Source organism: Pseudocitrobacter cyperus, assembly GCF_039889165.1.
In the GTDB taxonomy this organism is placed as follows: Bacteria; Pseudomonadota; Gammaproteobacteria; order Enterobacterales; family Enterobacteriaceae; genus Pseudocitrobacter; species Pseudocitrobacter cyperus.
Genome location: NZ_JAYMYY010000002.1, coordinates 566,131 through 589,305, shown reverse-complemented (window position 1 = coordinate 589,305; position 23,175 = coordinate 566,131). Strand labels below are relative to the sequence as shown.

General features: G+C 52.5%; 21 protein-coding genes, 1 tRNA gene and 2 rRNA genes. 5 read left to right on the top strand and 19 right to left on the bottom strand.

Going from position 1 to position 23,175, the window contains the following annotated elements; translation table 11 throughout:
* From rrf (VSR74_RS11590) to rrf (VSR74_RS11580), 3 genes are all read left to right on the top strand, one after another.
* Nucleotides 1–106, top strand: a 5S ribosomal RNA gene (gene rrf / locus VSR74_RS11590); the annotation flags it as partial.
* Nucleotides 107–259: 153 nt separating this feature from the next.
* Nucleotides 260–335: transfer RNA gene (locus tag VSR74_RS11585), tRNA-Thr, on the top strand.
* A gap of 39 nt (nucleotides 336–374) precedes the next feature.
* Nucleotides 375–490, top strand: a 5S ribosomal RNA gene (gene rrf / locus VSR74_RS11580).
* A 118-nt stretch (nucleotides 491–608) separates the two neighbouring features.
* Here the strand turns inward: rrf (VSR74_RS11580) and VSR74_RS11575 are convergent.
* From VSR74_RS11575 to VSR74_RS11545, 7 genes are all read right to left on the bottom strand, one after another.
* The gene (locus VSR74_RS11575) at nucleotides 609–1,367 is read right to left on the bottom strand and encodes an amino acid ABC transporter ATP-binding protein (RefSeq protein ID WP_347794864.1); all 759 of its coding nucleotides are present in this window, start codon (nucleotides 1,365–1,367) and stop codon (nucleotides 609–611) included.
* A gap of 7 nt (nucleotides 1,368–1,374) precedes the next feature.
* A complete protein-coding gene (locus VSR74_RS11570; RefSeq protein ID WP_347794878.1) occupies nucleotides 1,375–2,478 on the bottom strand; it encodes an amino acid ABC transporter permease in 1,104 nt (367 codons plus the stop codon).
* A gap of 9 nt (nucleotides 2,479–2,487) precedes the next feature.
* Nucleotides 2,488–3,669 carry an amino acid ABC transporter permease gene (locus tag VSR74_RS11565; protein ID WP_347794863.1) on the bottom strand — a complete coding sequence of 394 codons (1,182 nt, stop codon included), beginning with the start codon at nucleotides 3,667–3,669 and terminating at the stop codon, nucleotides 2,488–2,490.
* A gap of 64 nt (nucleotides 3,670–3,733) precedes the next feature.
* The gene (locus VSR74_RS11560; RefSeq protein WP_347794862.1) at nucleotides 3,734–4,759 is read right to left on the bottom strand and encodes an amino acid ABC transporter substrate-binding protein; all 1,026 of its coding nucleotides are present in this window, start codon (nucleotides 4,757–4,759) and stop codon (nucleotides 3,734–3,736) included.
* Nucleotides 4,760–5,207: 448 nt separating this feature from the next.
* On the bottom strand, nucleotides 5,208–5,429 hold the full coding sequence (locus tag VSR74_RS11555; protein ID WP_347794861.1) for a lipoprotein: 222 nt from the start codon (nucleotides 5,427–5,429) through the stop codon (nucleotides 5,208–5,210).
* Between the two features lie 249 nt (nucleotides 5,430–5,678).
* Entirely contained in the window at nucleotides 5,679–8,792 is a 3,114-nt protein-coding gene (locus VSR74_RS11550) for an efflux RND transporter permease subunit (RefSeq protein ID WP_347794860.1), read from the bottom strand.
* Between the two features lie 14 nt (nucleotides 8,793–8,806).
* Nucleotides 8,807–9,964 (bottom strand): efflux RND transporter periplasmic adaptor subunit, encoded by a 1,158-nt coding sequence (locus tag VSR74_RS11545; RefSeq protein ID WP_347794859.1) that lies wholly within the window; start codon nucleotides 9,962–9,964, stop codon nucleotides 8,807–8,809.
* A gap of 377 nt (nucleotides 9,965–10,341) precedes the next feature.
* Here VSR74_RS11545 and envR point away from each other — a divergent pair, with 377 nt between their 5' ends.
* On the top strand, nucleotides 10,342–10,998 hold the full coding sequence (envR, locus tag VSR74_RS11540; protein ID WP_347794858.1) for an acrEF/envCD operon transcriptional regulator: 657 nt from the start codon (nucleotides 10,342–10,344) through the stop codon (nucleotides 10,996–10,998).
* 43 nt (nucleotides 10,999–11,041) lie between these two features.
* Here the strand turns inward: envR and VSR74_RS11535 are convergent, their stop codons facing one another.
* The 12 genes from VSR74_RS11535 to acuI all read right to left on the bottom strand — a co-directional run bounded on the left by VSR74_RS11535 (nucleotide 11,042) and on the right by acuI (nucleotide 20,857).
* A complete protein-coding gene (locus VSR74_RS11535; protein ID WP_149464046.1) occupies nucleotides 11,042–11,206 on the bottom strand; it encodes a DUF2556 family protein in 165 nt (54 codons plus the stop codon).
* Between the two features lie 146 nt (nucleotides 11,207–11,352).
* Entirely contained in the window at nucleotides 11,353–11,649 is a 297-nt protein-coding gene (fis, locus tag VSR74_RS11530; RefSeq protein ID WP_000462905.1) for a DNA-binding transcriptional regulator Fis, read from the bottom strand.
* A 24-nt stretch (nucleotides 11,650–11,673) separates the two neighbouring features.
* Nucleotides 11,674–12,639 (bottom strand): tRNA dihydrouridine synthase DusB, encoded by a 966-nt coding sequence (gene dusB / locus VSR74_RS11525; RefSeq protein WP_411914249.1) that lies wholly within the window; start codon nucleotides 12,637–12,639, stop codon nucleotides 11,674–11,676.
* Nucleotides 12,640–12,998: 359 nt separating this feature from the next.
* Nucleotides 12,999–13,880 carry a 50S ribosomal protein L11 methyltransferase gene (gene prmA / locus VSR74_RS11520; RefSeq protein WP_347794857.1) on the bottom strand — a complete coding sequence of 294 codons (882 nt, stop codon included), beginning with the start codon at nucleotides 13,878–13,880 and terminating at the stop codon, nucleotides 12,999–13,001.
* A gap of 11 nt (nucleotides 13,881–13,891) precedes the next feature.
* Nucleotides 13,892–15,343, bottom strand: a complete 1,452-nt coding sequence (gene panF, locus VSR74_RS11515; protein ID WP_347794856.1) for a sodium/pantothenate symporter — start codon at nucleotides 15,341–15,343, stop codon at nucleotides 13,892–13,894.
* A complete protein-coding gene (locus VSR74_RS11510) occupies nucleotides 15,333–15,575 on the bottom strand; it encodes a YhdT family protein (RefSeq protein ID WP_347794855.1) in 243 nt (80 codons plus the stop codon). The genes panF and VSR74_RS11510 overlap by 11 nt, the downstream gene beginning before the upstream one ends.
* A 104-nt stretch (nucleotides 15,576–15,679) precedes the next feature.
* On the bottom strand, nucleotides 15,680–17,029 hold the full coding sequence (gene accC, locus VSR74_RS11505) for an acetyl-CoA carboxylase biotin carboxylase subunit (RefSeq protein ID WP_347794854.1): 1,350 nt from the start codon (nucleotides 17,027–17,029) through the stop codon (nucleotides 15,680–15,682).
* A 10-nt stretch (nucleotides 17,030–17,039) separates the two neighbouring features.
* Nucleotides 17,040–17,504 (bottom strand): acetyl-CoA carboxylase biotin carboxyl carrier protein, encoded by a 465-nt coding sequence (gene accB / locus VSR74_RS11500; RefSeq protein ID WP_347794853.1) that lies wholly within the window; start codon nucleotides 17,502–17,504, stop codon nucleotides 17,040–17,042.
* A 22-nt stretch (nucleotides 17,505–17,526) separates the two neighbouring features.
* A complete protein-coding gene (aroQ, locus tag VSR74_RS11495; RefSeq protein WP_347794852.1) occupies nucleotides 17,527–17,979 on the bottom strand; it encodes a type II 3-dehydroquinate dehydratase in 453 nt (150 codons plus the stop codon).
* Between the two features lie 234 nt (nucleotides 17,980–18,213).
* Nucleotides 18,214–18,813 carry a protein-methionine-sulfoxide reductase heme-binding subunit MsrQ gene (msrQ, locus tag VSR74_RS11490; protein WP_347794851.1) on the bottom strand — a complete coding sequence of 200 codons (600 nt, stop codon included), beginning with the start codon at nucleotides 18,811–18,813 and terminating at the stop codon, nucleotides 18,214–18,216.
* The gene (gene msrP, locus VSR74_RS11485) at nucleotides 18,813–19,802 is read right to left on the bottom strand and encodes a protein-methionine-sulfoxide reductase catalytic subunit MsrP (RefSeq protein ID WP_411914248.1); all 990 of its coding nucleotides are present in this window, start codon (nucleotides 19,800–19,802) and stop codon (nucleotides 18,813–18,815) included. Before msrP ends, msrQ begins: the two co-directional genes overlap by 1 nt.
* Nucleotides 19,803–19,882: 80 nt before the next feature.
* On the bottom strand, nucleotides 19,883–20,857 hold the full coding sequence (gene acuI, locus VSR74_RS11480) for an acrylyl-CoA reductase (NADPH) (protein WP_347794850.1): 975 nt from the start codon (nucleotides 20,855–20,857) through the stop codon (nucleotides 19,883–19,885).
* 218 nt (nucleotides 20,858–21,075) lie between these two features.
* Between acuI and csrD the strand changes: the two genes are divergently transcribed.
* Entirely contained in the window at nucleotides 21,076–23,016 is a 1,941-nt protein-coding gene (gene csrD / locus VSR74_RS11475; protein WP_347794849.1) for an RNase E specificity factor CsrD, read from the top strand.
* Nucleotides 23,017–23,175 lie beyond the last annotated feature (159 nt).

Here is a 23,175-nt window from a genome sequence, read left to right as displayed (position 1 = left end):
GTAGCGCGGTGGTCCCACCTGACCCCATGCCGAACTCAGAAGTGAAACGCCGTAGCGCCGATGGTAGTGTGGGGTCTCCCCATGCGAGAGTAGGGAACTGCCAGGCATAAAATTAAGAAGTATGGCATTGACCTTTGAGGCAGTTCGCTACTCGATAAGAGAGTAGGACAAAAGCGGAAGCTTTTGAACGTTGCGAAGCAATGGCCCGAAGGGTGAATCACGAAGTGATTCATAAACTGCCAGGCATCAAATTTAGCGTGCTGATATGGCTCAGTTGGTAGAGCGCACCCTTGGTAAGGGTGAGGTCCCCAGTTCGACTCTGGGTATCAGCACCACTTTTTCGGTTAAAGTTCGGCAGATGAGAAAAGAATTTGTCTGGCGGCAGTAGCGCGGTGGTCCCACCTGACACCATGCCGAACTCAGAAGTGAAACGCCGTAGCGCCGATGGTAGTGTGGGGTCTCCCCATGCGAGAGTAGGGAACTGCCAGACATCAAATAAAACAAAAGGCTCAGTCGCAAGACTGGGCCTTTTGTTTTAGCAGGACAAAGAAGAAGGCCATCCGCAAGGATGGCCTTTTTGCATTGGTGCGAAAAAAACGGAATAGCAATTAATGGATTACCTGCGATAAAAATGCCCGTGTACGCTCGGATTTCGGGTGTGCAAAAAACTCATCCGGCGCGGCCTGTTCAACAATCTCTCCGCGATCCATAAATATCACCCGATCAGCGACAGTACGCGCGAAACCCATCTCATGCGTGACACACAGCATCGTCATACCCGACTGCGCCAGTCCAATCATCGTATCCAGCACCTCTTTAACCATCTCCGGGTCGAGCGCCGATGTCGGTTCATCAAACAGCATAATCTTGGGCTTCATGCACAGAGAACGGGCAATCGCGACACGCTGCTGCTGCCCGCCGGAAATTTGCCCGGGAAACTTATGTGCATGCTCGGCAATTCTCACGCGTTCAAGGTAATGCATCGCCAGCGCTTCCGCCTCTTTCCTGGGCATTTTATGCACCCAAATGGGGGCCAGCGTACAGTTTTGCAGAACGGTCAAATGCGGGAATAAATTAAAGTGCTGGAACACCATGCCCACTTCCTGGCGCACTTTCTCAATATTACGCAGATCGTCGTTTAGCTCGATCCCATCGACAATAATCCGTCCCTGCTGATGCTCCTCCAGGTGGTTGATGCAGCGAATGGTCGTTGATTTCCCGGAGCCCGAAGGCCCGCATAATACAATACGCTCACCCGGCCTCACTTTCAGGTTAATGTCTTTTAAAACATGAAATTGCCCATACCATTTATTTACATTTTCCAGCGTAATCATCGCATCGGCGGGTTGCATTAAAATTTGGCTCATAGATTCCTCAGTGCGGTGTACGCCCGGTGTGGAAGCGCTTTTCCAGGTACTGGCTATAGCGCGACATGCTAAAACAGAAGATCCAGTAGATCAGTGCGGCGAAGACATATCCTTCGGTCGACATCCCCAGCCAGGCGGGATCGACGGTCGCCTGTTGTACGCTGCTGAAGAGATCAAACAGGCCGATGATGATCACCAGGCTGGTATCTTTAAACAACGCAATGATGGTGTTCACCAGACCTGGAATCACCAGTTTCAGCGCCTGTGGAAGGATTACCAGTCCCTGCATCCTCCAGTAGCCCAACGCCAGAGATTGCGCGGCCTCATATTGCCCCTTTGGCAGTGCCTGCAGCCCGCCACGTACTACCTCAGCGACGTAGGCTGACTGGAACAGGATCACACCGACCAGCGCGCGAATCAGCTTATCGATACTGGTGCCTTCCGCCATAAAGAGCGGCAGCATGACTGAGGACATAAACAGGACGGTAATCAAAGGCACACCGCGCCAGAACTCGATGAAAATGACTGACAGAATGCGCACTACCGGCATGGTTGAGCGTCGTCCTAACGCAAGAAGGATCCCGAGCGGTAATGCCCCGGCGATACCGACAGATGCGATAATCAACGTCAGCGTTAAGCCGCCCCACTGGCGTGTCTCGACGCGGTCCAGGCCGAAAATCCCGCCGTACAGTAGCCCCCAAACAATCAGCGGGTAGATAACCGCCCAGCCAGCAATGTAGCGTCCGCGCTGTGGCAGGTTGCGCCAGAACATCAGCGCAATAGAGAACAGACCAATCAACAGCGCCAGATTAATCCGCCAGCGCTGATCGTGCGGATAGAGGCCATACATAAACTGACCAAAACGTTGGTGGATAAAGACCCAGCACGCCCCGGCTTTCGTACAATCGGCGCGCGTCGTGCCAACCCAGTTGGCCTGCAAAAATGCCCAGTTCAGCAGCGGCGGAATTAACTGCCACATCAACCACAGGCAGAACAGGGTGAGCAGGCTATTCAGCCAACTGGAGAACAGGTTTTTGCGCATCCAGACAAACGGCCGCCAGGAAGGTGCTGGCGTGGGCGGGATCGGATGCGATAACAGTGCTTTTGTCATCATGGCTCCTTAACGCTCGACCAGGGCGATACGGCGGTTATAGAGGTTCATCAGCAGGGAGATCGTCAGGCTGATAATCAGGTAAACCGACATGGTAATGGCGATGGTTTCAATCGCTTGTCCGGTCTGGTTGAGTACCGTTCCGGCAAACAATGACACCATATCGGGATAACCAATCGCTGCCGCTAAAGAGGAGTTCTTCACGATATTCAGATACTGGCTGGTGAGCGGCGGAATGATGACCCGCAGCGCCTGTGGGATGAGCACCTGGCGCAGCGTGACCGGATTCGGCAGCCCCAATGAACGCGCCGCTTCATGCTGGCCATAAGGTACAGCCTGAATGCCCGCACGAATAATTTCCGCGATAAACGCCGACGTATATACAGAGAGCGCCAGGGTGAGTGCTGCCAGCTCAGGGATAAGCGCCATGCCTCCGCGGAAGTTAAAACCACGCAGTTCCGGCACATCCCAGTGCAATGCCGCGCCAAAGAGCGCGTGAGCCAGAAGCGGTAAGCCAATGATGAGCGCCAGCGAAGCAGGCCAGGTACGGCGGAGTTGCCCGGTTTTTATCTGACGTAAGGTGTTATAGCGATATAGCCCGATGGAGACGGCGATAGCGACAATAATGGCCACCAGAAACGCCAGCAGCCCTTCCCCCAACTGCGGTGCAGGAATATACAGCCCACGATTGCTGAGAAACAGCAGGTCAAAGGCGTTAACCGCCTGACGCGGCCCCGGCAGATTACGCAGTACGGCAAAGTACCAGAAGAAAATTTGCAGCAGCGGAGGAATATTACGGAACGTCTCGATGTAGATCGTCGAGAGTTTACGCAGCAGCCAGTTATCCGACAAACGCGCCAGCCCAAGGAAAAAACCGAGAATCGACGCGAAAACAATACATAGGGCGGAAACCAGCAGCGTATTCAGCAGCCCGACGAGAAACACCCGGCCATAGGTATCACCCTGCTGATAATCAATCAGGTGCTGGACGATACCAAACCCGGCACTGCGATCGAGAAAAGCGAAGCCTGAGGTGATACCGCGGTTATTCAGGTTGGTAATCGTGTTGTGTATCAAATAGATGGCGATAGCGACAAGCGTCGCTACGGCGATAATTTGAAACAGCCAGGCACGAACCGTGGGATTAGAAAAGGAGAGGGCTCCCTTTACGGTTGGGTGACGATGGCGCATAAAAAAACCTCAGAACCAGAACGAAAATGTGGGCGCCGCAGCGCAGCGCCCGTTACTGCCGTGCTTAGCGTACTGGCGGTGCGTACTGGATCCCGCCGTTATTCCAGAGGTTGTTTTGTCCGCGCTTAATCTTCAGTGGGCTTTCCGATCCCACATTGCGCTCGAAGATCTCGCCGTAGTTGCCGACCTGCTTCACAATGTTGTAGGCCCATTTATTATCGAGCTTAAGATCTTTACCGTAATCACCCTCTTTGCCTAACAGGTGCGCCATATCCGGCGTGGCAGGGCTGGCGGCTTTCTCGTCGACGTTCTTCGAGTTAATACCCATCTCTTCGGCGTTCAGCATGGCGAAAAGCGTCCAGCGAACGACGGAGAACCATTCGTCATCCCCGCGACGCACCACCGGCCCCAGCGGTTCTTTTGAGATAACTTCAGGCAGTACAATCCACTCAGCCGGGTTGCCAAGTTTGATGCGCAGCGCATAAAGCTGTGACTGGTCTGAAGCCAGCGTATCGCAGCGGCCTGACTCCAGCGCTTTGGCTGATTCATCAGAGCGGTCGAAGGTCACTGGCGTGTACTTCATGTTGTTGGCTTTGAAGTAGTCCGCCACGTTCAGTTCGGTGTCGGTGCCTGCCTGGATACAAACCGTCGCGCCATCCAGTTCTTTCGCACTTTTCAGATCAGCTTTGTTATGAGTCAGGAAGCCGATACCGTCGTAATAGGTTACTCCGGTGAATGACATCCCCATGCCCGCATCGCGCGACGAAGTCCAGGTGGTGTTACGGGAGAGCAGATCCACTTCACCAGATTGCAGCGCTGTGAAGCGTTCTTTGGCGGTAAGAGGGGTATATTTCACTTTGCTGTCATCACCAAAGACGGCTGCGGCGACCCCGCGACAAACATCAACGTCGATACCGCTAAATTTGCCATCGGCATCGGCGTAAGAGAAACCGGGCAGACCGTCACTGATCCCACACTGGACGAACCCTTTTTTCTTTACTGCATCAAACGTGGTACCTGCATGTGCCTGATTCACAACCGCAAACAGCGCGCCGGCAGCGGCGAGGCTGGCTATCATTATCTTTTTCATAATGCATCCTGTGTGGCGGAAAATTATCGTTATAAATGGCGTTTGGGAAACGCCTGAACCTGTCTGTCGTAATGGCTCTACTTTTCACTAAGCAAAGGTAGTGCCAGGTTTGCGCGTGTTATAAAAAGCGCAATATGTCTGAGTGTAGACAGGAAAAAATAAAACCTGCGCCCTTAAATGGTGCGAAATTACAACGTAAGCCACATTTTGGCGCAAAATATTTCCTTTTTAACGGCAACAGTTCACTAACAGTTTTTAGCGTGAATATAAGCAGACTGTGGGATAGAGTGAAATTGTGAAAATGCACACGAATAATTGCAACGCAGCATTATTGAGGGAAAAGGGATGTGATTAACTTCTATATGTATGTATTTATACAACGTGAAGAATGGTAGCGAATGCACCACGGAAAGGCAGACGCGCGGCAAAAGCCGCGCGTGAAGAAGCATTACTTAGACAGGGCGATAATCCCCATCGTCAGGCCCGCAACAGCGGCAGTTCCAGCGGCAATTGCGCCAGCCGTTTCCCAGTTATCCTGCGTGGTGCCTTTCATACAGGTATTGGTATGAACCAGACGGCCCTGGTCATCATAGACCGGTACGCAGGGAGAATCGTGTGCACAACCTGCCAGCAACGCAGTAAGCAGAGCGACAGAAATTAATCTTTTCATGGTGTTACCTCAATAATCACGCCTTCGTTTAATAAGCGAGTTTCCTTATTAACGAGCTCGGGACTATTTTATCACTGGCGATAAAAAGGCCATCGTAGGGAATAATGTCAATTTATGTGGATTGTAAAAATAAAGGAGGGACGTGTTTTATCGATTTGCTTTAGGAAAAAGCGAATCACTATCTTATTAATTACTATGGCCTACTGACTGTGTAAAAAAGGCGTCCGAAGACGCCTTTATGTTACCGCGCTACGCGTTTTTCTTTCTGAAGCGACGGCTTATCACGACAAAGAAGACAGGAACGAAGAAAATGGCCAATAATGTAGCGGAGACCATTCCCCCCATCACGCCGATGCCCACTGCATTCTGCGCACCGCTGCCAGCACCATTACTGACAGCTAGCGGTAATACGCCCAAAATAAAGGCGAGTGACGTCATAAGAATAGGGCGAAGACGCATCCGCACTGACATCAGCGTTGCCTCGATAATCCCTTTACCCTCTTTCTCTATCAGGTCTTTAGCAAACTCAACGATGAGGATGGCGTTTTTGGCCGATAACCCAATAGTAGTCAACAAACCAACCATAAAGTAAACGTCGTTTTTCTGCCCGAATAGTGTTGCAGCCAGCAGTACACCGACAATCCCCAACGGCACAACAAGCATGACCGAAAAGGGAATGGACCAACTCTCGTACAACGCAGCCAGACAAAGGAAGACGATAACAAATGAAATACCAATTAGAGCAGGAGCCTGGTTACCTGAGAGCCGCTCCTGATAAGACATCCCTGTCCAGTCGTAGCCAATCCCGACAGGCAGCGTCGAAGCAAGACGCTCCATCAGCGCCATGGCTTCACCAGTACTTTTACCCGGGGATGATTGACCCAGGATTTCCATCGAGGGCAGGCCGTTATAACGTTCAAGACGTGGTGAACCGTAAGACCATTTCGCTGAACTGAAGGTAGAGAAGGGCACCATTTCGCCATTTGCGCTACGGACGTAAAGATTGTTTATATCTTCTGGTAACATGCGGTACTTCGCGTCGGCCTGCACATAAACTTTCTTCACTCTGCCACGGTCAATAAAGTCATTGACGTAGTAGCCCCCCAGCGACGCGGAGATTGTCTCATTAATATCCGAAAGCGATACACCCAGCGCCTGCGCTTTTTCCTGATCCACATCGAGCTTGAACTGTACCGTATCTTCCAGTCCGTTCGGGCGAACACCTTCCAGCACATCAGGACGTTGCCTTGCTTTTCCCAGCAGTTCATTACGTGCTGCAGTGAGCGCCTGATGCCCAAGCCCGCCCTGGTCGATGAGCTCAAAATCGAAACCCGTTGCTGTTCCCAGTTCCAGAATCGGGGGCATGTTAAAGCCGCGAACGAAACCATCGCTGATTTGTGCAAACGCCGCATTGGCGCGCTCAAGGATAGCTTCGACTTTCGACTCTTTACCTTCACGCTGATCCCATGGTTTCAGGCTAACAAATGCCATCCCGGCGTTCTGTGCCTGGCCGCTGAAACTAAAACCGTTGACGGTAAAGACGCTTTCCACATCGGCTTTCTCGTTATTCAGATAATAGTGTGTTACCTGGTCGAGTACTTTTTGAGTACGTTCCTGCGTCGCACCCGGCGGAAGTTGAACGATGGTCATGAAGACACCCTGATCTTCATCAGGCAGGAACGACGAGGGCAGGCGTAAACCCAGCACGATCATCCCCACAACAATTAACACATAGATCAGTAGATAGCGGCCCGTGGAGCCGAGGATGCGACTGACGCTATTGGTGTAGTGGTTAACGCTATGATCAAACAGGTTGTTAAACCAGCCGAAGAAACCGCCCTTATGCGCGTGCTCCCCGGGTGAGACGGGTTTCAACAGTGTTGCGCATAACGCTGGTGTCAGGATTAAAGCTACCAGCACTGACAATGCCATCGCAGAAACGATGGTGATGGAGAACTGGCGGTAAATAGCCCCCGTCGAGCCGCCAAAGAAGGCCATTGGAATAAAGACGGCGGACAGTACCATGGCGATGCCAACCAGCGCGCCCTGGATCTGCGACATCGATTTTTCTGTCGCTTCCCCTGGAGGAAGATTTTCCTCAACCATGACGCGTTCGACGTTCTCCACCACCACAATGGCATCATCGACAAGCAGGCCGATGGCCAGCACCATCCCGAACATCGTTAGGGTGTTAATGGAGTAGCCGAAGGCCGATAGGATCGCAAAGGTGCCTAACAGTACGACGGGAACGGCAATTGTCGGGATCAGCGTCGCTCTCAGATTCTGTAAAAACAGATACATGACAAGGAACACTAATACAATGGCTTCAAACAGGGTTTTCACCACTTCGTTGATGGAGATCTTCACGAATGGCGTGGTGTCGTAGGGATAAACTACTTTCATCCCCTGCGGGAAGAAAGGCTGTAACTCGGCCAGTTTATCTTTAATTGCTTTGGCCGTGTCCAGGGCATTGGCTCCCGTAGCCAGTTTGATCCCGAGTCCCGATGCTGGATTCCCGTTGATGCGGGCAACAACGTTATAGTTCTCGCCGCCGAGTTCAATTCGTGCAACGTCTTTCAGGTGGACTACGGAGCCATCGCTATTAACCCGCAGGGTGACTTTGCCGAACTCGGTCGGATCTTTCAGGCGCGTTTGCGCAATGATTGAAGCGTTAAGCTGCTGGCCGGGAAGCGCCGGCGTTCCGCCTAGCTGTCCTGCTGCTATCTGGTCGTTTTGCACCTTCAGTTGATTAATCACATCGACGGGAGTGAGGTGATATTTATTCAGCAAATTGGCATCCAGCCAGATACGCATTGCGTACTGCGCGCCGAAAAGCTGTACGTCGCCCACGCCATTTATGCGGCTGATAGAGTCTTTAATGTTAGAGGCGACGTAATCTGAGATATCGTCCTGAGTGGTTGCCGGGTTATCCGACACAAAGCCCGCGACCATCAAAAAACTGCTGCTCGATTTCTCGACGCTAATCCCCTGTTGCTGGACTTCTTGCGGCAACAATGGCGTCGCGAGTTGCAGTTTGTTCTGCACCTGTACCTGAGCGATATCCGGGTCTGTTCCGGACTGGAAAGTCAGCGTAATGGTGACACTCCCTGCCGAATCGCTGGTGGAGGACATATACATCAGGTTATCGATACCGTTCATATTCTGCTCGATAACCTGTGTCACCGTATCCTGTACCGTCTGCGCATCTGCGCCAGGATAGTTCGCCGATATTGAGACCGCGGGGGGCGCAATAGTAGGGTACTGCGCCACCGGCAATTGTAATATCGCCAGTACGCCAGCCATCATTAAAATGATGGCCAGAACCCAGGCGAAAATTGGGCGCTTAATAAAGAAATTTGCCATATCGTCGGGTTACCTTACTGCGCCGTTGCTGGGGTGGATTCATCATTAACGGTGGTGACTTTCGCACCAGGATGCACTTTCTGCAGGCCGCTTACGATTACCTTCTCGCCGGCTTTCAGCCCCTGGCTAATCAGCCACTTGTCACCAATCGCCTGCGAGGCGACAACGTTACGGGTTTCAACTGTGTTTGCACTGTTCACCACCATTACGGTGGCATCGCCGCGCGGCGTTCGCGTCACGCCTTGTTGTGGCACCAGCATGGCATCAGGTTGTACCCCCTCATCTACACGTGCCCGCACAAACATCCCCGGCAACAATGTGTGCTGTGGGTTCGGGAAAACGGCGCGCAGGGTGATGGAGCCGGTGCTTTCATCAACGGTAACGTCGGAGAACTGCAGCGTGCCTTTCAGTGGATAGGGTTGACCATTTTCCATCAGCAGTTCCACGTTGCTGGCGCTGCTCTCTTTTTGCAGATTACCCTGCTCGACGGATTGCTTCAGGCGCATGAAATCGTTGCTGGACTGGGTAACATCGACATAAATGGGATCTAACTGCTGTACGGTTGCCAGTTCGGTCGTTTGCCCGTTGGTTACCAGTGCCCCTTCCGTTACGTTCGATTTACCGATACGCCCACTGATAGGTGATGTGACTTTGGTGTAGGCCAGATTAATACGTGCGCTCTCAACCGAGGCTTTTGCTGCTACCACCATCGCGTCGGCCTGGCGAGCGTCAGCGATCGCCTGGTCGTACTCTTGCTGACTAATGTATTTTGTCCCAACCAGCGGCACGTAGCGTTTTACTGTCAGATGGGCAATTTGCGCAGCAGCTTCGCTTTTCCCAAGCTCGGCTTTGGCGCTGTCATAGCTGGCCTGATAGGTTGCAGGATCAATTTGATACAACGATTGACCCGCCTCGACATCGCTACCTTCAGTAAAGTTGCGCTGCAGAATGATGCCGCTGACCTGCGGCCGCACCTGGGCGATGCGAAAAGCGGATGTGCGACCCGGCAGTTCAGTGGTCACGGAAAGCGGGGCCGTTTTCACAATGTGAACAGTAACCTGCGGTTCGCCAGTATGGGCTTTTTGCTCATCCTGATCGTTGCAACCGGCGAGTAATGCAGCCGAAAGGATGATGAAGGTGGGCAGGAGTGAAAACCTGGCGTATTTCGTCATTGTTGTTCCTTATGAACCGAAGCATGCTAATTACCGTCGGAGGGTAATAGAGAAAAAGGGGCTAAGAGAATTAAACGGTAGCTATCGTACAAATAATAAAGTGCCTATGTAAGTGCTAGTTATTTATTGGCGAAGCGAAAGGCACTTAAACACAAAAAACGAGATAAGTTAACTGTATTTTTTATTAAATAAGTGTTTCCAAACATAATTTATTGTTTGTGCCTGAGTTTGCATCTATTTAGTGAATATAATGATGTTGATTCATTTGTTTTTATTATATGTATTCAACGTGCTATTCATTATGCTTCGTGGTGAATTAAAGAGAAAAAAATGGCATTATCTTTTTCTCTATATTCTCTTCCATGCAGACCCCTACGATGGCGAAAAAAACCAAGGCTGAGTCACTTAAAACACGCCAGCTTCTGATCGAGACGGCAATCACTCAGTTTGCTTCGCGTGGTGTTGCCAACACCACGCTGAATGACATCGCTGATGCAGCCCAGGTCACGCGCGGAGCCATCTACTGGCACTTCGAGAACAAGGCGAAACTGTTCAATGAAATTTGGCTACAGCAACCCGCATTGGGCGATCTCATCATCATTGACGACACCGCCGAGTGGCAGAACAATCCGCTAAAATTGATGCGCGAAAGACTCATTCGGGGTTTGCAATATATCGCAACGAACCCTCGCCAGCGGGCATTAATGCAAATTCTGTATCATAAATGTGAATTTCACGAAGAGATGCTATCGGAACAATATATTCGTGAAAAAATTGGATTCAGCCATTCGCAGATGCATGGTTTATTAATGCAGGCAATTGCACTGGGGCAGATCTCGCCGACGCTGGATTTAGACGTGATATTAATTATTCTGCATGGTTGCTTTAGCGGAATTGTTAAGAACTGGTTGATAAACCAAACGCATTACGATTTATTTTTACAAGCCCCGGCGCTGGTGGATAATACGTTACGCATGCTGGCGAGTAATTATAATTTTGATGAATATCTTGTGCCGGAAGGAATAGCAGGATAATACTGCCAAGAGCATTTACCCTGCACGCTATCGCGCAGCAGGCTTACTCAAGTTCGCTACAGTTCACCAGTTTTAACGGATTGACCGAGTTCATGTTTCGGCACTTGTCCGTTTCCGTTGCCAGTAGCTCTATCCACTGCATTACCACCGCATCGAAGAAGAACATAAACAGCGCGAAAACGACAAGCCAACCGTATTTGCGAATCATGAGCCAACCCTGGTATTGATAACGTGAATGGCAGCAATATACACGAAAATGGAAGGCAGGAAAGTGGGTCGTTGTGTATTTTACAGACAATAAAAAAGGCGCGTCCCCATGCCGAGTAGCGCCTTTTTATCCGTCATGAGCGAAACTTAGTTCATGCCGTATTTTTTCAGTTTTTTACGCAGCGTACCGCGGTTGATCCCCATCATCAGAGCAGCGCGGGTCTGGTTACCACGGGTGTATTGCATCACCATGTCCAACAGGGGCTGTTCTACTTCAGCCAGTACCAGCTCATACAGGTCATTAACGTCCTGACCGTTCAGTTGAGCAAAATAGTTCTTCAGTGCCTGTTTAACCGAGTCACGCAGGGGTTTTTGGGTTACCTGATCCTGAGAGTTAACGGTAGAAACGGTCAGTACGTCAGAATTTACGCGTTGTTCGAACATAGTTCTGTCAGCTCTTTATTTCTATTACGCAAAATTTTCGAAGTATGCCTCCAACGCCTCCAGCTGTTCGCTGGCATCCTCAATGGCGTTGAATGTGCGCCGAAACTGGTCATCTGGTGCGTGTTCCTGGAGATACCAGGAGACATGCTTGCGTGCAATTCGGTACCCTTTTGCCTGACCATAAAAGTCGTGCAACTCCCGAACATGCGCGCAAAGTAAGCGCTTAACCTCTGCCAGAGGCAGGGGGGGCAGCAACTCCCCAGTGTCCAGATAATGCTGGATTTCCCGAAAGATCCAGGGTCTTCCCTGAGCCGCGCGTCCTATCATCAGGGCATCAGCCCCCGTATAGTCCAACACAGCCCTGGCTTTAAGCGGGTCAGTAATGTCGCCATTCGCGATAATCGGAATGGAAACTTTCTGCTTAACTGCCCGAATACTGTCGTACTCAGCTTCTCCGTTAAATAAACAGGCGCGTGTGCGTCCGTGAATCGTCAGGGCCTGAATGCCACAATCTTCAGCCAGTAGGGCAATTTCTTCACAGTTACGGTGCTCAGGAGCCCAGCCAGTGCGAATTTTGAGTGTTACGGGAACGTCCACTGCCTTCACGACCGCGGTCAGGATAGACTGCACCTGATCCGGATACTGCAGTAGGGCTGAGCCCGCGAGCTTGCGATTCACTTTCTTTGCTGGACAGCCCATATTGATATCAATAATTTGGGCGCCGCTTTCCACATTAATGCGTGCGGCCCATGCCATCTCTTCAGGATCGCTACCGGCGATTTGCACGGTTCGGATACCTGGTTCATCAACGTGCACCATCCGTAAGCGGGACTTATCACTCTCCCAAACCTGCGGGTTAGAGGACATCATCTCGGAAACGGTTAAACCTGCTCCCATCTCATAGCACAGCGTCCGGAATGGTCTGTCAGTGATGCCAGCCATTGGCGCTGCGATCAGGCGATTTCTGAGCTGATAGTGTCCGATGCGCATGAGTTAAGAAATGACCATACTGTGACTGCAAGGCGGCGTATATTACGCATTTTTTTAGCGAGATGAAAGGCCAAACTTTGACCAATCAGATGTTGTAGATCAATGAATCGCCGCTCAAAGGATAGTCAAAAAATAAATATCTTTATTAATCATAGCATTAATTCGAGATGGATATTTCGTGCACAAGAATAAAAAGGTCAAACTTCTCGTTTTTTCTTACTTCTCATCGGGCAATTACGATACAAAACGCTGTTTTTATGTGCAAAAAGGGGGCGCGATAGTGCGATCTGGATCGCATTTATCACCTTTGTAAGCAGGAAGAAGTGGGGGAAGGCGGCCCGGACAGGCCGCCTGAAGGATTACTTTTTACGGCCAGTGATGCGGCACCACTCTTCTTTTTCGACCACCGGGTCGAGGTCGAAAAGGTCAGCGTAAGCTTCGCACACGCTTTCAGCCTGGCTTGCCAGAATACCGGAAAGGCCCAGCAGGCCGCCTGTAACGGGCAGCACGCTGATTAACGGGGCCAGCTCGCGTAATGGGCCTGCGAGGATGTTAGCGACCACCACATCCGCTTTCATGGCGTCTGGCTGGTTCTGCGGCAGATAAAGTTCCAGACGCTCGGAGACGCCATTACGTTCGGCGTTATCGCGGCTGGCCTGAATCGCCTGCGGGTCGATATCAATACCGATGGCTTTTGCCGCGCCGAGCTTCAACGCCGCGATGGCCAGAATGCCGGAGCCACAGCCGAAATCGATAACGGTTTTGCCCGCTAGATCGAGCCCGTCGAGCCACTGCAAGCACAGGGAGGTTGTCGGGTGTGTCCCGGTACCAAACGCCAGGCCCGGGTCGAGCATGACGTTAACCGCGTTGGCATCCGGCACATCGCGCCAGCTTGGGCAAATCCACAGGCGCTCGCCGAAACGCATCGGGTGGAAGTTATCCATCCACTCGCGTTCCCAGTCTTTGTCTTCCAGTTGCTCGATTTTATGCGCAAAACCGGCGCCCAGTAGCGGATGCAGTTCCAGGGCGGCAACGACCTCTTTCATGTCGGTTTCTGCGTCGAACAGGCCGATAACGTCCGTATCGCCCCACAGGCGAGTTTCGCCCGGCAGCGGCTCAAACACTGGCGTATCGTGGGTATCCTGGAAGGTGATGGAGACGGCACCCGTTTCCATCAGCGCATCGCTTAAGTCCTCAGCGTTCGCGCCGCTGGTGTTCAGTTTTAGTTGGATCCATGGCATGGCAAAACTCTTTATTTATCAGTAGACAGTACGACAGTTTGTGGTGCGGATGAACCGAAACGGTTTCCGACCAGAAACGCCAGCAAACTCAGCAGTAACGAAGGCACAATCGGATGGAAGCCCAGGTACTGAATATTAAAGGTGGCGAGCACGGCATAAAGTACACCGCCCACGATCATCGCGCTCAATGCGCCTGCGGCGTTAGCGCGTTCCCAGTAAAGCCCCAGCACCAATGGCCACAGGAACACGGCCTCCAGGCCGCCAAAGGCCAGCAGATTCAGCCAGATGATCATCTCCGGCGGACGCCATGCCGCCAGCAGCAGCAGCGCCCCGAGAATCAGAGTGATCAGCGCTGACATTCGTTTCAGTCGCGTCTCGTTGTGCAACTGCTCCGGGCGAAGATTCAGATAGAGATCTTTAATGATCGTAGCGGAACTTTGCAGCAACTGGGCATTGATCGTCGACATAATCGCCGCCATCGGTGCGGCGAGGAAGATCCCTGCGGCGAACGGTGGCAGCACTTTAACCATCAGCGTGGGGATCACCAGATCCGGTACGGTGAGATCCGGGATCACGGCACGGCCTAGTGCACCTGCCAGGTGCATACCAAACATCAGTATCGCAACGACAATGGTGCCGATAATCATACCGCGATGCACGGCTTTGCTGTCTTTATAGGAGATGCAGCGCACCGCCGTATGCGGTAGACCGATCACGCCGAAACAGACCAGCACCCAGAATGAGGTCATAAAGGCGGGTGACAGAATATCTTCCGCCCCTTCCGGACTAACCAGTTTCGGGTCGATGGTTTGCAATGTTTCTACGGCATGGGTTAATCCGCCTGCTGCATGCACGATACCCACAAGCAGTACGATGGTGCCAATCAGCATGACCAGCCCCTGCATCGTGTCGTTGAGCACGCTGGCGCGAAAACCGCCGAAAGCGGTGTAGAGTGCAATGCTGATGCCGAAAATCAGCAGACCGGTTTCGTAGGGAATGCCCGCCGCAGTTTCAAGCAGGCGCGCGCCGCCGATGAATTGCACGGTCATCGCGCCGACAAATGCGATAAGCAGGCTCAGGCTCGCGAGCCATACCAGCAGGCGACTCTGGTAGCGGGCAAACAGCATATCGTTAAGCGTCACTGCATTATAACGGCGCGCCAGAATGGCAAACTTCTTCCCGAGAATGCCCAGTGACAGCCAGATAGCTGGCAACTGGATCATCGCCAGCAGCACCCACCCGAGACCATACTTATACGCAGCTCCCGGGCCGCCAATAAAGGAACTGGCGCTGATGTAGGTGGCCGTCAGCGTCATCGCCAGCACGATACCGCCCATTGAGCGGCTACCGAGGAAGTATTCGTTAAGAAACGAACCCGTCGACCGTTTGCGCATGGCATAAATCGAGAGGCCGAATACAACCAGCAGGTAGGCGATAAGCGGCAGGATCACTTCAAGCTGCATCGTCATCCTCCAGCGGAATGTCGCGATAGATAAATTTCACCATCGCCCAGCACAGCACAATAAAAATCAGCGGAACCAGCAGACAGGCCATCTCAAACCAGTGCGGCAGGCCGGTAAAGCCAATCGCAGAATCTGGTAAGTAAGCAGCCACCAACCACGCAGCAAGATAAAGAAGGGTCAGCCACAGCGCCCAGCGCGCCTCTTTGTGGGCCTGAACAAAACGGTTGTCCATTTTTTGTCCCTTGCGGATGAAGAAAGCGGGGATTGTACATGAGGCCGAGCAGGAGGGAAAAAACAAAAGGCCGGAATATCCGGCCTTATTCAATCAATGCACGCTTATTTGTCCTGAAGACCGAGTTTTTTCTCCAGATAGTGGATGTTAGTACCACCGTGCTGGAAGTTCTCGTCATTCATGATGCGGATCTGCAAATCAACGTTGGTTTTGATACCGTCGATGATCAGTTCCTGCAATGCGTTTTTCATGCGGGAAATCGCGACGTCGCGGGTTTCACCGTAGCAGATCAGCTTGCCGATCATTGAGTCATAGTACGGCGGCACAGTGTAACCGGCGTAGATATGCGATTCCCAACGAACGCCAAAACCACCCGGCGCGTGGAAGCGCGTGATTTTACCCGGGCTCGGCAGGAAGGTATCCGGGTCTTCGGCGTTGATACGGCATTCCACCGCATGGCCGCGAACCTGAACTTCATCCTGTTTGATAGAGAGCGGCTGGCCTGCAGCAATGCGCAGTTGTTCTTTAATCAGGTCGACGCCGGTGATCATTTCAGTAACCGGGTGTTCAACCTGAATACGGGTGTTCATCTCAATGAAGTAGAACTCGCCGTTTTCGAACAGGAACTCGAAAGTACCCGCCCCACGATAGCCGATATCAACACAGGCTTTGGCGCAACGCTCGCCGATGTAGCGACGCAGTTCCGGAGTGATGCCCGGTGCTGGTGCTTCTTCGACCACTTTCTGGTGGCGACGCTGCATGGAGCAGTCACGTTCAGCCAGATAGATAGCGTTACCCTGACCATCAGCCAGTACCTGGATTTCCACGTGACGCGGATTTTCCAGATATTTTTCCATGTACACCATGTCGTTGTTGAAAGCCGCTTTGGCTTCCGCTTTGGTCATGGAGATGGACTGCGCCAGGTCGGCATCGTTGCGCACAACGCGCATACCACGACCGCCGCCGCCGCCAGAGGCTTTGATGATTACAGGGTAGCCGATGCGTTTTGCATGCGCGCGGTTAGCGTCCATGTCGTCGCCCAGCGGGCCATCGGAACCCGGTACGGTCGGTACGCCTGCTTTTTTCATCGCGGTGATCGCAGACACTTTATCGCCCATCAGGCGGATAGTGTCGGCTTTCGGGCCGATGAAGATAAAGCCGGAACGTTCAACCTGCTCGGCAAAGTTGGCATTCTCGGAGAGGAAGCCATAGCCTGGGTGAATGGCTACTGCACCAGTGATCTCAGCCGCGCTGATGATCGCCGGGATGTTCAGGTAGCTTTTTACGGACGGAGCCGGGCCAATACAGACCGTCTCATCCGCCAGCAGTACGTGTTTTAAATCGCGATCCGCAGTGGAGTGCACAGCGACGGTCTTGATGCCCAGTTCTTTACAGGCACGAAGAATACGCAGTGCAATCTCGCCACGGTTAGCGATGACAATTTTATCCAGCATCTTCGCCTCGTTACTCGATGATGATCAGCGGCTCGTCAAATTCAACCGGTTGCCCGCTTTCGACCAGAACGGCTTTCACTACGCCTGCTTTATCAGCTTCGATCTGGTTCATCATTTTCATCGCTTCTACGATGCACAGGGTGTCGCCCACGTTAACTTTCTGACCCACTTCCACGAAAGCTTTCGCTTCCGGGCCAGGGGTGCGGTAGAAAGTACCAACCATTGGGGAACGTACGATGTGACCACTGATTTCAGCTTTAGCCGGAGCGGCTTCTGCTGCTGCTGCCGGAGCGGCAACAGGTGCAGGCTGCGCTTGTGCGGCCGGTGCAGCATAAGCCTGTTGCATAACCGGGAAGCTAGCTGGTGCGGTTGCGCGGCTGATGCGTACTGACTCTTCGCCTTCAGAAATTTCCAGTTCAGAAATGCCAGACTCTTCGACCAGCTCGATCAGTTTTTTAATCTTACGAATATCCATGAGTGGGTTCCGTACTCTTTGTTTAGTGTGATTGTGACAGGCGTTTTACCGCCGTCTGTAAAGCGTATGAATAGCCATCTGCGCCTAATCCGCAAATCACGCCTGCGGAGACATCAGACAGATACGAATGATGGCGAAACGGTTCGCGCGCATGCACATTGCTGAGGTGAATCTCGATAAACGGGATACTTACCGACAGCAGGGCATCTCGAAGGGCAACGCTTGTGTGCGTAAACGCGGCCGGATTAATCAGGATATAGTCGACAATGTCTTTAGCCTGATGAATACGGTCGATGAGTGCGTACTCCGCGTTGGATTGCAGGTGATCCAGCTCAACGTTCAGCGCTTCCGCTTCACGCTGTAAACCAGTCACGATTTGCGTAAGCGTCAGTGCCCCGTACTTCTCGGGTTCACGGGTGCCCAGCATGTTAAGATTCGGCCCGTTCAAAAGCAAAATGCGAAACTTGTCTGCCATTGTGCTGCCATCTCCTGCAATTTTCGGGTAAAAAACAAAATATACCTTCGATGCGCGATTGTCACCCTTTCAGAGGCCTAAAACCCCTGTCAGGTAGACTAAGGTCGCACATTATAACTATTTCGTAGCATTTGGCAGCTAAATACTGGTCTTATCAGGGAAGATTATCAACCGCATTCATGTAAAGTCAGCGCAGAGTTCAGTAATTTGCGGTAAGCCGCACATATCTCGTATCTAGCGCCACCACTGGCGGAACTTCTTGTAACGCCATGCTAAAAGGGCGAACGCGCAGAGTGCGTAAAGCAGTGGCTGCGGCGATAAAATTTTTACCGACCACAGGTAGTGAATCGGTGCGAGGATCGCCACAAGATAGACGAAATTATGCAATAACTGCCAGCGCCTCCCCAGTTTTCGCTGCATGAACTGGGTGGATGTCGCCGCCAGAGCCAGTAAAATCAGCCAACTGACAAAGCCGAGCAGTAAATAGGGGCGAGTAACCAGTTCCTTGCTTAGCAGCGCCAGGTTGTTGATACCCAGCTCCAGTAATGCATAGCTACATAAATGCAACGTGGCCCAGGCGAAACACCATAACCCTAACAGGCGGCGGGTTCGTATCAATAATGGCTGTTTAGCGTAGCGCGCCAGCGGGGAAATCAACAAGGTCGCCAGCAGTAATTTCAGAGCCATCCTACCGGTAAAGTGTTGAATATCCTTCGCCGGATCGGCGCTCAGTTGCCCGGAAGAGGCGGCCCAAAAGAGCCAGACAAACGGCAAAAATGCCGCAAGATGCAGACAAAGTTTCAGCCAACGAATATGTGTAACGGTTAAGCGCATTAAAAATTCTCCCGCAAATCGAGCCCGCGGTAGAGCGACGCTACCTGATCGGCATAGCCATTGAATAGCAATGTTGGCTGACGTTTCACATTGAGGATGCCGCCAGAACCGATAAAACGCTCTGTCGCTTGTGACCAGCGCGGGTGGTCAACGTGCGGGTTCACATTGGCGTAGAAACCATACTCATTCGCTGCCGCAAGGTTCCAGGTTGTAGGCGGGCGTTCGCGGGTGAGTTTAATCGACACGATGGATTTGATGCCCTTAAAGCCATACTTCCAGGGCACGGTCAGGCGAACAGGCGCGCCGTTTTGCGGCGGAAGTGCTTTGCCATACACGCCGACGGTGAGCATAGTGAGCGGGTGCATCGCTTCATCCAGACGTAATCCTTCGACATAGGGGTATTTCAGCCCACCGCCGATAAAGCGATCTTTTTGTCCGGGCATAATATCGGGTGCGTACAGGGTCTGGAAGGCCACATATTTTGCATTGCTGGTGGGCTCAACCAGCGACAGCAGTTTATGCAGAGGAAAACCCACCCACGGCACGACCATCGACCAGGCTTCAACGCAGCGCATCCGGTAAATACGTTCTTCCAGCGCAAAACGACGGGTGAGGTCATCGTGGTCGAGCGTCAGCGGTTTTGCGACTTCGCCATCGATCGTCAATTTCCAGGGATCGGTAGGCATGCTTCCGGCATTGGCGGCCGGGTCGGCTTTATCGAGGCCGAACTCATAAAAATTGTTGTAACCGGTGACTTTATCTTCCGGCGTTAAGGTGAGTGTGTTTTGCCACTCGGCGGGTTTGCTGAAATCAAGCGGTTTACCGGAAGGCGCGGGCGGGCGATCGTTGCCTTTAAACCAGTCGCTGAGGCCTGCCTGGGCGGGCAGCGCAATGGCAGCCGTACTGATTCCTAACATTTTCAGCACCTGGCGGCGCTGCATCATAAAGACGGACTCTGCGGTCACGTCGGCTTCGGTTAATTTTTTCACGTTATTTCACCTCTCCGTCATTTGTACTAAGCATGACGGAGAGGCGTTATTCGCGCGAATATGTCACGAAAATTTGAAGATTAGGCGATTTTTACCAGCGTACGGCCCTGCGCCTGATTGTTGATAATCGCCTCGGCAAACTGCGGCGCTTTATCGAGGGTGATTTCTGTCGCACTCTGGGCGTAGAACGATTCTGGCAGATCTTTCACCAGACGCTCCCACGCGGCGCTACGGCGCGCAATCGGGGTCATCACCGAATCGACGCCCTGCAAACGCACATTGCGCAGGATAAATGGCATCACGGTGGTTGGCAGAGCGAAACCGCCCGCCAGACCGCAGGCCGCCACGCAGCCGCCGTAGTTCATCTGCGCCAGCACTTTCGCCAGCACTTTATCACCGACGGTATCGACCGCTCCGGCCCACACCTGTTTTTCCAGCGGACGTGTTTCTGCAAATTCATCGCGCGGCAGAATGCGGTTAGCGCCTAACTGGCGCAGATAATCGTGGGTGCTTTCGCGACCAGAAACAGCGACCACCTGATAACCCAGTTTATGCAGTAGCGCCACCGCCGTGCTGCCCACGCCGCCGCTGGCGCCAGTCACTACGATTTCGCCATCTTCCGGGCGAACGCCCGCGTCTTCAAGCGCCATTACGCAAAGCATGGCGGTGAAACCTGCAGTGCCGATAATCATCGCTTTACGGCCATCCAGCCCGTTTGGCATCGGCACCAGCCAGTCGCCTTTCACACGCGCACGCTCGGACAGACCGCCCCAATGATTTTCACCCACACCCCAACCGGTGAGCAGCACCTGCTGGCCCGGTTGAAAACGCGGGTCATCGCTGGCGTGTACCGTACCGGCGAAATCAATACCAGGCACCATAGGGAAATTGCGGATGATTTTGCCTTTCCCGGTGATTGCCAGCGCGTCTTTATAATTCAGGCTGGACCACTGAATATCTACGGTGACGTCTCCCGGCGGCAACAGGCTATCGTCGATGCGCTGTACCGATGAAAGGGTTTTCCCGTCCTGTTGTTCTAAGATTAATGCCTGCATAACCCATCCTCAATGGCTCGATGTTTGGTAAAATTACTCTCAGAACTATACTCGCTACACACAATTCTATGTCGATTTGGCGCAATAAATTGCCAGAAACCCCTGATTTGGTAGTATGCCGGGTTCATTTAATATGTTAGTGCTCACTCTTCATCGAGAAGGCAGCCGGGGCCAGGCGATTTGTCGGGTGACGATTAACCAACGGAGTTAAATCAGGGATGCGATTAACGACGAAATTTTCTGCTTTTTTTACCTTGCTAACCGGGTTGACGATCCTGGTGACGCTGATTGGTTCCTCGCTAAGCTTCTATAACGGCATTCAATATAAAGTAAAAGGCCGCGTCGAGGCGGTGGCGACGGTGCTGGATAGCCGTTTGCTCACCACGTCCTTTGAACAGCTAACCCCGCAACTTGATGAAATCTTTGCCCCGGTGGATGTCGTGGACGTCGAATTTATCCAGGACGGCAAAGCGTTTTACAATTATGCCCGCAAAAGCAGCTATCGCCCGGTGGGCAGCTATTACCGCTATCGCGAACTGACGGTCGATTCAGTCAAACACCCTGGCATGCAGATCAAGCTGGTTTATCAAGACCCCATGGCCAACTATTTCCGCTCGCTGATGACGACGCTTCCGTTGACGCTGACGATTGTTTTTATGGTGTTAATCGTGTTCATCGCTGTGCGCTGGCTACGTCGCCAACTGGCGGGGCAGGAGCTGCTCGAATCGCGGGCGATCCGCATCCTTAACGGTGAACGCGGTGCAAAGGTAAAAGGCAATGTTCATGAGTGGCCGGCGCGTACCAGCAGTGCGATAGATGTACTGCTGTCGGAAATTCAGTTTGCCGCCGAACAGCGCAGCCGCATGGACACGCTGATCCGCGCCTATGCCGCACAGGATAATAAAACCGGGCTCAGCAATCGTCTCTTCTTTGATAATCAACTGGCGACGTTGCTCGACGATCAGGAAAACGTCGGCGCACACGGCATCGTGATGATGATACGCCTGCCGGATCTCGATTTACTGCGTGATAGTTGGGGTAACGAAGCGGCCGAAGAGCATCTCTTTATGCTTATCAACCTGCTTTCCACCTTTATGATGCGTTATCCCGGCGCGTTACTGGCGCGATACCACCGCAGCGACTTTACTGTATTGTTGCCGCATCGCACGCTGAAGGAAGCCGACAGCATCGCCGGGCAACTACTCAAGGCGGCGGATGCGCTGCCGATAACGAAAATTCTCGACCGCGACGACATGATGCATATCGGGATTTGCGCCTGGCGCGGCGGGCAGACCAGCCAGCAGGTGATGGAGCACGCGGAAGCCGCCGTGCGCAACGCGGTGCTGCAGGGCAGTAATAGCTGGGCTATTTATGATGATTCACTGCCGGAGAAAGGTCGCGGTAATGTACGCTGGCGAACGCTGATCGAACAGATGCTGCGACGCGGCGGCCCGCGCCTGTACCAGAAACCGGCGGTAACGCTTGATGGACGCGTCCATCACCGGGAGCTGACCTGCCGTATTTATGACGGGAACGAAGAGGTCATTGCGGCGGAGTTTCTGCCTATGGTGCTGGAATTTGGTCTGATGGAAGAGTACGACCGTTTGCAGATTACCCGCATCCTGCCGTTTTTAAATTTCTGGCCGGAAGAAAACTTTGGCTTACAGGTTTCTGTCGAATCGCTGATTCGCCCGCGTTTTCAGCGCTGGCTGCGTGATACTTTAATGCAATGCGAAAAATCGCAACGCAAACGGATTATTTTTGAACTTGCAGAGGCGGATGTTTGTCAACATATCAGCCGTTTGCAACCCGTCGTGCGGTTAATTAACGCGCTGGGTGCCAGAGTCGCCGTTATTCAGGCGGGTTTAACCCTGGTGAGCACCAGTTGGATCAAGCAGCTTGAGGTCGAATTGATCAAGCTTGATCCAGGCCTGGTGCGCAATATTGAGAAACGGAGTCAAAACCAGTTGCTGGTGCAGAGCCTGGTTGAAGCCTGTAAAGGCACAACCATGCAAGTTTTCGCACCGGGCATCCGGAGCCGTAGTGAATGGCAGGTACTGACAGAGTGTGGCGTTTCCGGCGGACAAGGTGATTTTTTTGCCGCCTCACAACCACTTGACACGAATGTGAAAAAATATTCGCAAAGATACTCTGTTTGACCTGCTGTTTAGCGTGTTTATCACGTAGAATAATGCGCGCGGTTTATTCGGGGGTGTGCGTGTCTGCTCGCCGGGTATATGTCGCATCATGCAAGTCGACGACCTTTGAAACAGGTTGCAAGTCCAGATTGGGGTGTGGTTAATGACTCCCGACGCTGA

Bases quoted from the DNA above. Each gene is read 5' to 3' on its own strand.
- VSR74_RS11575 (WP_347794864.1), bottom strand. From the start codon at position 1,367: ATGAGCCAAATTTTAATGCAACCCGCCGATGCGATGATTACGCTGGAA.
- VSR74_RS11570 (WP_347794878.1), bottom strand. From the start codon at position 2,478: ATGACAAAAGCACTGTTATCGCATCCGATCCCGCCCACGCCAGCACCT.
- VSR74_RS11565 (WP_347794863.1), bottom strand. From the start codon at position 3,669: ATGCGCCATCGTCACCCAACCGTAAAGGGAGCCCTCTCCTTTTCTAAT.
- VSR74_RS11560 (WP_347794862.1), bottom strand. From the start codon at position 4,759: ATGAAAAAGATAATGATAGCCAGCCTCGCCGCTGCCGGCGCGCTGTTT.
- VSR74_RS11555 (WP_347794861.1), bottom strand. From the start codon at position 5,429: ATGAAAAGATTAATTTCTGTCGCTCTGCTTACTGCGTTGCTGGCAGGT.
- VSR74_RS11550 (WP_347794860.1), bottom strand. From the start codon at position 8,792: ATGGCAAATTTCTTTATTAAGCGCCCAATTTTCGCCTGGGTTCTGGCC.
- VSR74_RS11545 (WP_347794859.1), bottom strand. From the start codon at position 9,964: ATGACGAAATACGCCAGGTTTTCACTCCTGCCCACCTTCATCATCCTT.
- envR (WP_347794858.1), top strand. From the start codon at position 10,342: ATGGCGAAAAAAACCAAGGCTGAGTCACTTAAAACACGCCAGCTTCTG.
- VSR74_RS11535 (WP_149464046.1), bottom strand. From the start codon at position 11,206: ATGATTCGCAAATACGGTTGGCTTGTCGTTTTCGCGCTGTTTATGTTC.
- fis (WP_000462905.1), bottom strand. From the start codon at position 11,649: ATGTTCGAACAACGCGTAAATTCTGACGTACTGACCGTTTCTACCGTT.
- dusB (WP_411914249.1), bottom strand. From the start codon at position 12,639: ATGCGCATCGGACACTATCAGCTCAGAAATCGCCTGATCGCAGCGCCA.
- prmA (WP_347794857.1), bottom strand. From the start codon at position 13,880: ATGCCATGGATCCAACTAAAACTGAACACCAGCGGCGCGAACGCTGAG.
- panF (WP_347794856.1), bottom strand. From the start codon at position 15,343: ATGCAGCTTGAAGTGATCCTGCCGCTTATCGCCTACCTGCTGGTTGTA.
- VSR74_RS11510 (WP_347794855.1), bottom strand. From the start codon at position 15,575: ATGGACAACCGTTTTGTTCAGGCCCACAAAGAGGCGCGCTGGGCGCTG.
- accC (WP_347794854.1), bottom strand. From the start codon at position 17,029: ATGCTGGATAAAATTGTCATCGCTAACCGTGGCGAGATTGCACTGCGT.
- accB (WP_347794853.1), bottom strand. From the start codon at position 17,504: ATGGATATTCGTAAGATTAAAAAACTGATCGAGCTGGTCGAAGAGTCT.
- aroQ (WP_347794852.1), bottom strand. From the start codon at position 17,979: ATGGCAGACAAGTTTCGCATTTTGCTTTTGAACGGGCCGAATCTTAAC.
- msrQ (WP_347794851.1), bottom strand. From the start codon at position 18,813: ATGCGCTTAACCGTTACACATATTCGTTGGCTGAAACTTTGTCTGCAT.
- acuI (WP_347794850.1), bottom strand. From the start codon at position 20,857: ATGCAGGCATTAATCTTAGAACAACAGGACGGGAAAACCCTTTCATCG.
- csrD (WP_347794849.1), top strand. From the start codon at position 21,076: ATGCGATTAACGACGAAATTTTCTGCTTTTTTTACCTTGCTAACCGGG.